This is a genomic window from Streptomyces sp. NPDC006512 (assembly GCF_040611935.1).
Taxonomy (GTDB): Bacteria; Actinomycetota; Actinomycetes; order Streptomycetales; family Streptomycetaceae; genus Streptomyces.
Genome location: NZ_JBEXPG010000037.1, coordinates 79419 through 88602, shown reverse-complemented (window position 1 = coordinate 88602; position 9184 = coordinate 79419). Strand labels below are relative to the sequence as shown.

Here is a 9184-nt window from a genome sequence, read left to right as displayed (position 1 = left end):
GCGGACAACGCTTCCCACTCCAGATCCGACAGTTCATGACGACGCACCATGCGGCACATGATCCCCCATCAGAACCCTTTGAAGACAGTGCCTAGCCCGCTGCGGGATCTCCGTCCAGCACACGAAGACCTGGAAGGAGTCCCCGGATCCGGCGTTCGACGCCAGGTTGGATCGGATCGAGTAAGCGGTCAACGAGCGTCCTGACCGCACGTTCGCCTTCGACGACTTCGGCCCGCTGGGCATCCGCTCGACCGCCGGCTCCTGCTGGGCCGAACAGAAGCGGCTCGACCGGCTGCCGGCCACCTACCGCCGCACCCACGGCATCACCTACTTCCACGGCTGCTACTCCGTCGGCGACGACAAGCTGTGGGGTGTCAACCGGCGCCGCAAGGGCATCGACCACACCTGGGTCGCCCTGCGGTCGATCCGAGCCGCCCGTCCGGACGACGCCCCGATCTACGTGATCCTAGACAACCTCTCCGCCGACTTGAACTGGAGATTCCGCAGGTGGGCGCCGAGAAACAAGGTCGAGCTGTGTTTCACGCTGGCCTACCCGTCCTGGGCCAACCCGATCGAGGCCCACTTCGGGCCGCTGCGGCAGTTCACCCTGGCCGACTCGAACCATCCGAACCACACAGTCCAGACCCGGGCCCTGCACGCCTACCTGCGCTGGCGGAACAACAACGCCCGCCACCCCGAAGTCATGGCCGCCCAACGAGTGGAACGAGCACGTATCCGTAGCGAACGAGGTGTCCGCTGGGGCGGACGGCCGCGGGCGGCGGCCTGACAATTTCCGGCTTGGCGGCCTACTCGTCCATTTCCTCAGGAGAGAGACGAGTGATCTTCATCCCGGCTTCGGTCTCGACCAGGGTCAACGCACCGATCCAATCCCCGTCGTCGGGATACTCCCAGTTGACGGCATCTTCGAGAGCCGCCGGAAGCTGATCCCGAGGGATCAGCTCGCCCGGCTGAAGACCGCTCTCTCCGGCCGGCGACACCCACGGCGCAACCCGACGGACCTCAATCCACCCGCGATCAACGAGGGTGAGCAAGGTTCCTGCGAGCTCGCTGACCGGCCGGGATTGGTCGGCGTCGTCGAGGTCTCCCCAGACGCCGGCCAGGATGTCGATCTCGAATGAATTGACCATGAACACTTCCTCGATCTTGGTCAACGCGTCCCACTCATGCTTGCTCACTCGTCGATCATCGCAGAGCAACACGGCAAACCTTCCCGGTCACGGCACTAGGCCATGCCCACGGAGACGAGTTCGCTTTCGAAGCCGTCACGTGATTCGAGGTAGGCGGCGCGTTGGTGGGGGCCGCCGACGGGGGGGCGATGTGGAAGGCGAGGTGTCTGAGGCCGGGTGCGCAGCGGTCGTGCCGTGCTGCGGTGAGGGCGGGGGACTGTTCGAAGACGAGGTGGACCGCCGACGACGACGAAACGATCGGCACCTGCGCGCAGACAACCGCAGTACGGGCAGACCGTCCGTACGCTCTCGGCCTTCGAGTCCGGCGTCGTCGACGAGACTCCCCGGGGGCGGTGGCGCCCGCCCGATATTCAGTGGCGCCGTGCTCTCGTGGGCCGTTAGCGTGCTTCCGCCCGCAGTCGCCCCTGGCAAGGACGTGCCGTTGTACACCAAGTGAGACCCCCCGAGCGCTGAACCGTCGCGCGTCGCATCTGTGCGCCGCGCTCCCTTTCGCTGCTGTCTTCTCACTGGAACCGGTGTATCTCCATGTCCAGAACCTGGGTGGTCGTTCCCACCTGCCTGCCGATCGTTCTCCGCCGTTGCCGCGGGTGCCCCTCCGGGCACTTGCGGGTGCACGGCGAGTTCCGCGTCCACGCGCACCGCACGCTCCTCGACCCGGGTGTCTCCGGTCGAAGCGACCGGCCGGCTTGGCAGTCGCCGTACGGTCCGCCTTCCCACCGGGCGCACCGCGGCCGGTGGGCCCCCGTGCCGGGAGTGGCACATCCTCGGTCCGCCCTGCCGCGCGAATACCTGTGCGGCCGGTGCGACTGATCGCCGCAGGGTTCGGCTGTGCGCCAGCCGAATTCGGCAGGCCGCTCGGCGCGAGGAACCTCGCGCCGATGGTCCGCCTGGACGGCTAGCTCGCGGGCGCTTTACCTTCACGCTCAATGGCTGAGTCCTGCCAGCGCGGGGCCTGTCCGGCGGAAACCGATCCGCTGGGCAGGCCCTCGTGACCTGAGTCTGAAATTTGTCGTTAGTCGCAGATCCAGGCCCTGGACCGGTCCCAGCCAGTGCTGCCGATGATGCCCGGTGTTGCGGAGCGACGCAGCCACGACTACATCCGCGCCGGCACCACCACCCTCTTCGCGGCCCTCGAGGTCGCGACCGGCAAGGTCATCGACTCCCTCCGCCGGCGCCACCGGGCCGCCGAGTTCAAGAGGTTCCTGACCAAACTCGACAAGGAGTTCCCCGCCGACCTCCAGGTCCACCTCATCCTGTACAACTACGCGACCGACAAGACGCCGGACGTGAAGAAGTGGCTGCTGGCGCACCCTCGTTTTCACCTGAACTTCACACCGGCCAGCGCGTCCTGGCGGAACCTGGTCGAGGGGTGGTTCGCCGAGCTCACCCAGAAGAAACCCAAAGGGCTGTCCCGTAAATGATCTTTGAGTCGCCCTGGGCAGGGTCAGTCGCGGTGCGGGCCGCTTGCTTGCCTATCCGGCGAGGGCGAGGTTGTGCATGCGGGCGATGCCGAGCATGGCGTGGTGGACGCCGTCGCCTTTGAGGCAGCAGTCGCGGAGGATCTTCCAGGTCTTCATGCGGGCGAAGACGTGCTCGACTCGAGCTCGGACCTGCTTGTGGGACTTGTTGTGATCCTGCTTCCAGTCGGCCAGTTCTTCGCCCTTGCGGCGGCGGTGCGGCATGACGAGTCCGGTGCCGGGATAGCCGCCGTCGGCGATTGTGAGTGTCTTGCCGACGGCGGCTTTGGCGGGATTCCTCCCATGCCTTGCAGTCGTTGCGGTTTCCGGCGAGCGGCCGGCCGACCACGACGACCAGCCGGGTGTCGGCGTCGATGACGACCTGGTGGTTGGTGGAGTATCGGTAGTTCTTCGACTGCGTCCTTGGCGAACCGCTTTCGGGGCTGGAGCGCGAGCATCGGCGCGAGGTGGTCGATCATGCGGTCCGCGGCCGACTTGGACACCCCGAACAGCGGGGCGAGCTGGCGCATCGTCAAGTTCGTTCGCCAGTAGGCCGCGACCAGTAGTGCCCGGTCCTCCAGCGGAAGGCTCCACGGCCGGCCCTTGCGAACCCGCGTCCGCACCCTCGCGCCGCAGCACGATCACCAGCTTCCCAAAACAGCGCGGGCTCAGCCCGGTGAACGGGGCTATCCAGGACGGCTCCGACGCCGTGATCACACCAGCCACACCAAGATCATCTCACCCGTGACCAGCAGTTACAGGAATCCTTGACCCGGAACCAGGTGACGGTGGGGCGCGTCTCTGATCTTCAGAGCGGGCCGAGAGGGCTCGGACGAGGGGCGGAGCGGGAAGTGGAGCGGCTGACTAGAAGACGTGTCGATGCGGCAGTGCGGGCGGCGATGGTCGCCTGTGTGGCTACCGCCCTCGCCAGCTGCATCTCAGGGGAAGGAGGTCAGGGGCAAAGCACACCCGGCCCTGCGGGAGTTGACGTCACTGTGGTCCGCGGCGACAGGACGTACCCACTGACCGCCAAGATCACACACTGGGAGGTAGGGCCACACCCTCAGGTGCCCGAGCGAGGAAGTGCGGTGCACTACACCTACCGGTTGGCCATCACCGCCACGCTGCCAGAAACCATGGTGCAACTCGCGGCGTGCGCGGTGGACTCAGCGGACGTCGTGTTGCTGTGCGACACCTTCTACGTGCACCAATACCCATGGACACCCGGGGAAGACCGTGACTCCTGGATCGGCCCCGGCTCCGATCTGAACCTTTCCGACACCGCCCGCGTCCTTCTCCTCCCCGACCAGCTACTTGACGACGGGCGAGCACATGACCCCAAGGACCACGACGGCTACACCCCTCCCCGCCTCCCGATGCCAGGCGACCGGCTGCGCACTAGCTGAACCGTTCCTGACCGCTTACGCACCATCAACCATCCCAGATCACTTACCGGACAGCCCTAAGCGTGGAGTCGACCGCTCCGTCCAGGCCCTCGAGCGCGACATCCGGGCCTGGCTGACCGACTGGAACGACCAGCCCGGGCCCTTCGTTTGGACGAAGACCGCCGACGAGATCCTCGACAAGGCCGACGCCTACTGTCACCGAATCCTTGGCCCAGGGCACTAGATTCCTACAGGGGGAGCACCACATGAGCGTCGTCGAAGCCGAAGCCCCCCCTGGGCGCCCACCCGGTGTCACCGGTCCGGGCGGCTACCGCGTGGGACCTCCTGCGTGACGACTGCCTTGCTGTCACTCAAGGCATGTCTATGGGCTCGTAGAGCACATCGGTTCTGAGAATTGTTTTCTTACCCTCAAGAAGAGGGGCCGAGTCGTGAAGCGTCCGATGCCAAAAGAGGAGCGCATCGCCCGGCTCGGGGCGGTGGGCGCTCAATATTTCCTCAGGCTCTGCGAGCCGGGGCCAGTCCGAGAAGTCGCGTTGCGCAAAGGGAAGGTCGTTCTGCTTGTCGGCGATGAACCGCGTTTCTCCGCCCACTGCCTCATACGACAGGTAGACGACGACCGTCAGGTGAGTTCGCGTTCCATCGGGGGCGAAATAGGGTGAATCGTAGTGCGGGACAAGAAATCCGCCGGGTTCGTACGTGATGAAGCGCATACGCGGATTGACGGACGCCGGCTTCCAGCGCCTTCCGTCTGCATCCGTCGGATCGTCCGGTCCTACTTCAAACGACAGAAACGTCCGCAGCCTGCGGTAGAACTCTGCCGCCAAGACTTCGGAGTCAGCCGTGGCGCGGAGAGAGCCGACCGGGTCTCCTTCTACGTAGTTGGCGGCAACGCCGTCTAGACCCACCGGCGCAAAGCGCTGGGTAGCGAGTTCGGCCGCGAATGCTTCCACTTCAGCCGGAGTGAGGAAATGGCGAATCACCCTGGCATCGACGTGTGGGATCTGCGACTCGGTCGGGGCCCATGAGTCATCGGTGGATATTCGGCTCAGCATTCCCTCGGAGAGGTCGAAGGGATTTACCGGCATTGTGAACATGCTCACTTTTTCGTCCTGAGGTCATTGTCGATGCCGCCGGGGGCGCGGAGGACGCTCCTGGCGGGTGGATTTCTCCGGGAGGGGAGGGGTTGCGTCATCCGAATTCCCACTTCGATCGACGCGCTTCTTTGCGTCGGCACGCGGCTCCCCGAGCGCCGGAGTCTTCGAGGGTTTGAAGTGCACGAGCGGTGAATCGGGGAGCACGATCGCGCATCAGGGATCAGGCGCTGGGTTGCCGCAGCGCGGTGGCAGGCGGCCGCCGGGCGGCTGGTGTGCGCGCCGGCATGACTCTGGGTTCGTGCTCGACGTCACGGCCGTGCGCGTAGAGGCGGATCGAGGCTCCTGGAATCAATGCCCACAGGGAGGCGGGGACCGCTGAGCGATTATCGTCATGGTGACGAGAATAGACTGGGGTGAACCCGCAAAGCAAGCAGAGCGTCCCCAACGCGGCGGGGTGGGGGCCGGCTCGGGGACTACTGATGCGCGGTGGTCCCAAGCAGGGCTGGGCCGCTCCGTACCGGGTGACCGCATGTGTGGTGTGGGAAGACCGCTCTGACGCGGGGTCAGGTCACCCGGCGTAGTTGTCCCCAATGAAGTAAGTCAGTGCGGTGTCCTGACCTGGTTTTCCGGTAACTGACCTTGTGGCAGGTCCAGGTGGGGGGATCGTCGCCGTCGACTCCACGGTCAACCGCGCCCACCAGTACGCCGCCGACGGGCGGGGCCTGCCCCTGCCCACCGTGCTCACGCCCGGCAATGTCAACGACGCCACCGCGTTCGCTCAGCTCCTCGACGGGATCCGATCCGCATCCCGCCGATCCGGCACATGCTGCGGCGTCGGGGTATCGCCGTCACGATCTCCGAGCGTCGCGACCGAGCGGCCAACCGCCGGCGCCTCAGCGGCCGACCCCCCGCCTTCGACAAGGAGGTCTACCGCGACCGCAACGTGGTCGAACGATGCTTCGCACCCCTCAAGCAGTGCCGCGCGATCGCGATCAGGTTCGGCAAGCTCGCCGACCGCTACCGCGCCGGCGTCATCCTGGCCTCGCTGACCCTCTGGCTCCGTGAACCGATCCGTGATCATTTGTCGGACACTCCTAAGGGGAGTCGTCCTCCTGGTAAGAGTGCCGCTGTTCCTTCCACGGGTCCGCGACGTTGTGGAACCCGCGTTCCTCCCAGAATCCCCGCCGGTCCTGGGTCATGTACTCGATGGCGCGCAGCCACTTGGGCCCCTTGTAGCCGTACAGGTGCGGTACGACCAGGCGCAGGGGGAAGCCGTGTTCGACGGTCAGCGGTTCCCCGTCGTGGTGCATGGCCAGCAGGGTCCGGTCCGAGGCGAAGTCGGTCAGGCGCAGGTTGGCGCTGTATCCGTACTCGGCCCACGCCATGACGTGGGTGACATCGGGGGCCGGTGGCGCCAGCTCCAGCAAGGCCCGGGCGGGCACGCCGTAGAACTCGTGGTCGGTCGTCGAGGGCCCCGACGCGCAGTGCATGTCGGTGACGATCGTGATGCAGGGGAGGGCGGAGACCTCGTCGAAGGACCAGCTGTACTTCTCGCCCGAGGCAGTGGCGCCGAAGACCAGAAGGGTCCACCGCTCGGGCCGGAACTTCGGTACCGGCCCGTAGTGCGACACCGGCCAGCCCTTCGCCAGCTTCTGGCCAGGAGGAAGTTGTCCCGATCCCACGATGCCGCCCTGTTCTCCCGCTTGCCGACGCGGTGACGGCGAGCGCCTCTCCGCGAGCAGAAGTCTGCCAGCATCCGCCGCTCACCCGCGCCGTAGACGCGGAGACCGACAGGCTCGTCGTGGTTTTCGCCAGGCTCCAACCCGCCTTGCCGGCCAGGGCCCGCACCTCGGCGTGCAGCTGTCCGCCGGCGATGCGGTCCTGCCCGAGAAGTCTCGCGGGCTGCCACGCTCAGCTTGACCAGGTCGTCGCCGAGCACAACCGTGCGGGCGAAGTCCGTCAGGTACCCGGCGAAGAGCGGGCGACCAGGTACGAAGCGAATCCCGCGCGAGCGGCATCCGCGCCCCGGACCGCCTCTTCACGGCGTTGTCCCTCGGACGGTCAGGCGCGGCCGACCTGGACGTGGGGCCGCTTGATGTCCTCCGGGTAGGCCGTGTGCAGCAGGGCCTCCTCGTGGGCGACGGCGCCTGCCGCGACGAGGGCGTTGATGCTGGTTTCGAGGGTCTGCATGCCGTCACGGTGGCCGGTCGAGACCATGTTGCGGATCTGGCGGGTCTTGCCCTCGCGGATCAGGTTGCGGATCGCCGACGTGCCCACCAGCACCTCGAAGGCGGCCACCCGGCCCCCGCCGATCCGGGGGATGAGCGTCTGGTTCAGGATGCCGACCAGGGTGTGCGCCAATTGCAGCCGGATCTGCGGCTGTTGCTCGGCCGGGAACACGTCGACGATGCGGTCCAGCGTCTGCGACGTGTCGTTGGTGTGCAGGGTGGCGAACACCAGGTGCCCGGTCTCGGCGATGGTCAGGGCCGCGGAGATGCTCTCCGGGTCGCGCATCTCGCCGAGGAGCAGGACGTCGGGATCCTCACGCAGGGCCGCATGCAGCGCGGCCGGGAACGAGTCGGTGTCGGTGCCGACCTCGCGCTGGTTGACCGCCGAGCGCTTGTGCTGGTGCAGGTACTCGATCGGGTCCTCAATGGTCAGGATGTGCACCGACCGGTGCGTGTTGACGTGGTCGACGAGCGCCGCCAGGCTCGTCGACTTCCCCGACCCGGTCGGCCCGGTGACCAGCACGAACCCGCGCGGCATGCCCGCCCACCCCATGACGACCGGGGGGAGCCCGAGCTGCTCGGACGACGGCACGTCGAACGGGATGATCCGCAGCGCCAGAGCCGAGGCGCCGCGCTGCACGAATGCGTTCCCGCGCAGCCTGGCCCTCTCCCCCCAGCTGAACGCGAAGTCGACCTGCTTCTCCCGGCGGAACCGTTCCGTGAGTTCCTCGCCCAGCACGCCGGTCACCAGACGATCGGCCTCCGGCTCGGTCAGCGCGGGCCCCTCGACCGGTCGCAGTGCGCCGTCGACGCGCAGGAACGGCGCCGATCCGGTGGTCAGCAGCAGGTCGCTGCCGCCCCGCTCCCACAGCTCACCGAGCAGGCGGTCGATGATCGCGGCACTTGGCCCGGACATGGTGGTCTCCAAGGTAGTGTGCTTGCTCATGGCAGGACCGTCCACTGCTTGACGGTGCTGGTGTGGCCGTCGAAGGACACGGCGGCCTTGACGAGCGGGCCGGACAGCAGGTCGATCCGGGTGCCGCCGAGGTGCTCGTTCGCGCCGCCGCTCCCGGCGGTGACGGTGTAGGTCACGGTCAGCCCGGCCAACTGGGAGGCCTCGGTCAGGCCACACGGTGCCAGGTCGACCTGGTCGGTCACCGGGCCGCTGGAGCCGAGACGGACCGGCACGTTCAGTGCGGTGCCGGTGCCAGTGCCGGTGCAGGTGCTGCCGGGGAAGTCCACCGACATCTTCACCGACTCCACGTCGCCGTCCTCGTGGTGCGCCACCTGCAGGACGACGTGGTCGAGCGCTCCGGTCGTGGCCGGTCCCGGCTTGGCGTAGCCGCCGAACGTGAGGGACGCCCGGCCACCGCCGGGGATGGTGGCGTCCGTGACGTCGACGGGCGCGCCGGGAGCCGGGGCCGTGAACCCGGTGATCGCGGTGACCGAGGCCGGTTTCGCGATCACGGCCGGATAGGTCGTGAACAGCACCGGCTCCGGTGGGACTCCGATCACCGGGCGGAGGTATCCCGCGGCCGGACGGATGCCGAGGCCGATGGTCCGGGCGATGACGCCGCGGGTGACGACCTGCGAGCTGACCTGGCTCATCGACAGGTCGACGGCAGCGGTCGGCGCGTAGACGGTGCCGTTGATCACCAGGGGTGGCCATGGCAGCCATGAACCTCTGCCTCTACTCGGCCATCGACCGGATCCCGCTCGGCGTCGCCGTCACCCTGGAGTTCCTGGGGCCCTGCGCGGTGGCCTTCCTCGGGATCGGCGCGATCGGCCGGG

General features: G+C 67.4%; 6 protein-coding genes and 7 pseudogenes. 6 read left to right on the top strand and 7 right to left on the bottom strand.

The window, feature by feature from the left end; genetic code table 11:
* Positions 1–91: 91 nt before the first annotated feature.
* Positions 92–787, top strand: a pseudogene (locus ABZZ17_RS25095) (IS630 family transposase); the annotation flags it as partial.
* 19 nt (positions 788–806) lie between these two features.
* Here ABZZ17_RS25095 and ABZZ17_RS25090 read toward each other — a convergent pair.
* Together ABZZ17_RS25090 and ABZZ17_RS25085 are read right to left on the bottom strand one after the other, a co-directional pair.
* On the bottom strand, positions 807–1196 hold the full coding sequence (locus ABZZ17_RS25090; protein ID WP_356878689.1) for a hypothetical protein: 390 nt from the start codon (positions 1194–1196) through the stop codon (positions 807–809).
* Between the two features lie 47 nt (positions 1197–1243).
* A pseudogene (locus tag ABZZ17_RS25085) lies at positions 1244–1422 on the bottom strand (glyoxalase); the annotation flags it as partial.
* Positions 1423–2224: 802 nt separating this feature from the next.
* Here ABZZ17_RS25085 and ABZZ17_RS25080 point away from each other — a divergent pair.
* Positions 2225–2602 (top strand): annotated as a pseudogene (locus ABZZ17_RS25080) (transposase); the annotation flags it as partial.
* Positions 2603–2680: 78 nt separating this feature from the next.
* On the opposite strand, the pseudogene ABZZ17_RS25075 reads toward ABZZ17_RS25080, so the two are convergent.
* Positions 2681–3391 (bottom strand): annotated as a pseudogene (locus tag ABZZ17_RS25075) (transposase).
* Positions 3392–3753: 362 nt separating this feature from the next.
* On the opposite strand from ABZZ17_RS25075, the gene ABZZ17_RS25070 reads away from it, so the two are divergent.
* Together ABZZ17_RS25070 and ABZZ17_RS25065 are read left to right on the top strand one after the other, a co-directional pair.
* On the top strand, positions 3754–4071 hold the full coding sequence (locus ABZZ17_RS25070; RefSeq protein ID WP_356878708.1) for a hypothetical protein: 318 nt from the start codon (positions 3754–3756) through the stop codon (positions 4069–4071).
* A 76-nt stretch (positions 4072–4147) separates the two neighbouring features.
* A pseudogene (locus tag ABZZ17_RS25065) lies at positions 4148–4294 on the top strand (IS630 family transposase); the annotation flags it as partial.
* A 127-nt stretch (positions 4295–4421) separates the two neighbouring features.
* Here ABZZ17_RS25065 and ABZZ17_RS25060 read toward each other — a convergent pair.
* Positions 4422–5165 carry a 2OG-Fe(II) oxygenase gene (locus ABZZ17_RS25060; protein ID WP_356878700.1) on the bottom strand — a complete coding sequence of 248 codons (744 nt, stop codon included), beginning with the start codon at positions 5163–5165 and terminating at the stop codon, positions 4422–4424.
* A gap of 665 nt (positions 5166–5830) precedes the next feature.
* Between ABZZ17_RS25060 and ABZZ17_RS25055 the strand changes: the two are divergent.
* Positions 5831–6255 (top strand): annotated as a pseudogene (locus tag ABZZ17_RS25055) (transposase); the annotation flags it as partial.
* Between the two features lie 4 nt (positions 6256–6259).
* Here ABZZ17_RS25055 and ABZZ17_RS25050 read toward each other — a convergent pair.
* From ABZZ17_RS25050 to ABZZ17_RS25040, 3 genes are all read right to left on the bottom strand, one after another.
* The gene (locus ABZZ17_RS25050; RefSeq protein ID WP_356878687.1) at positions 6260–6847 is read right to left on the bottom strand and encodes a sulfite oxidase-like oxidoreductase; all 588 of its coding nucleotides are present in this window, start codon (positions 6845–6847) and stop codon (positions 6260–6262) included.
* Between the two features lie 379 nt (positions 6848–7226).
* A complete protein-coding gene (locus ABZZ17_RS25045; RefSeq protein WP_356878685.1) occupies positions 7227–8339 on the bottom strand; it encodes a type IV pilus twitching motility protein PilT in 1113 nt (370 codons plus the stop codon).
* Positions 8336–9049: a hypothetical protein gene (locus tag ABZZ17_RS25040; RefSeq protein WP_356878683.1), complete on the bottom strand. Its 714-nt coding sequence runs from the start codon at positions 9047–9049 to the stop codon at positions 8336–8338. Before ABZZ17_RS25040 ends, ABZZ17_RS25045 begins: the two co-directional genes overlap by 4 nt.
* A gap of 11 nt (positions 9050–9060) precedes the next feature.
* On the opposite strand from ABZZ17_RS25040, the pseudogene ABZZ17_RS25035 reads away from it, so the two are divergent.
* Positions 9061–9156: pseudogene (locus ABZZ17_RS25035) on the top strand (EamA family transporter); the annotation flags it as partial.
* Positions 9157–9184: the final 28 nt, after the last annotated feature.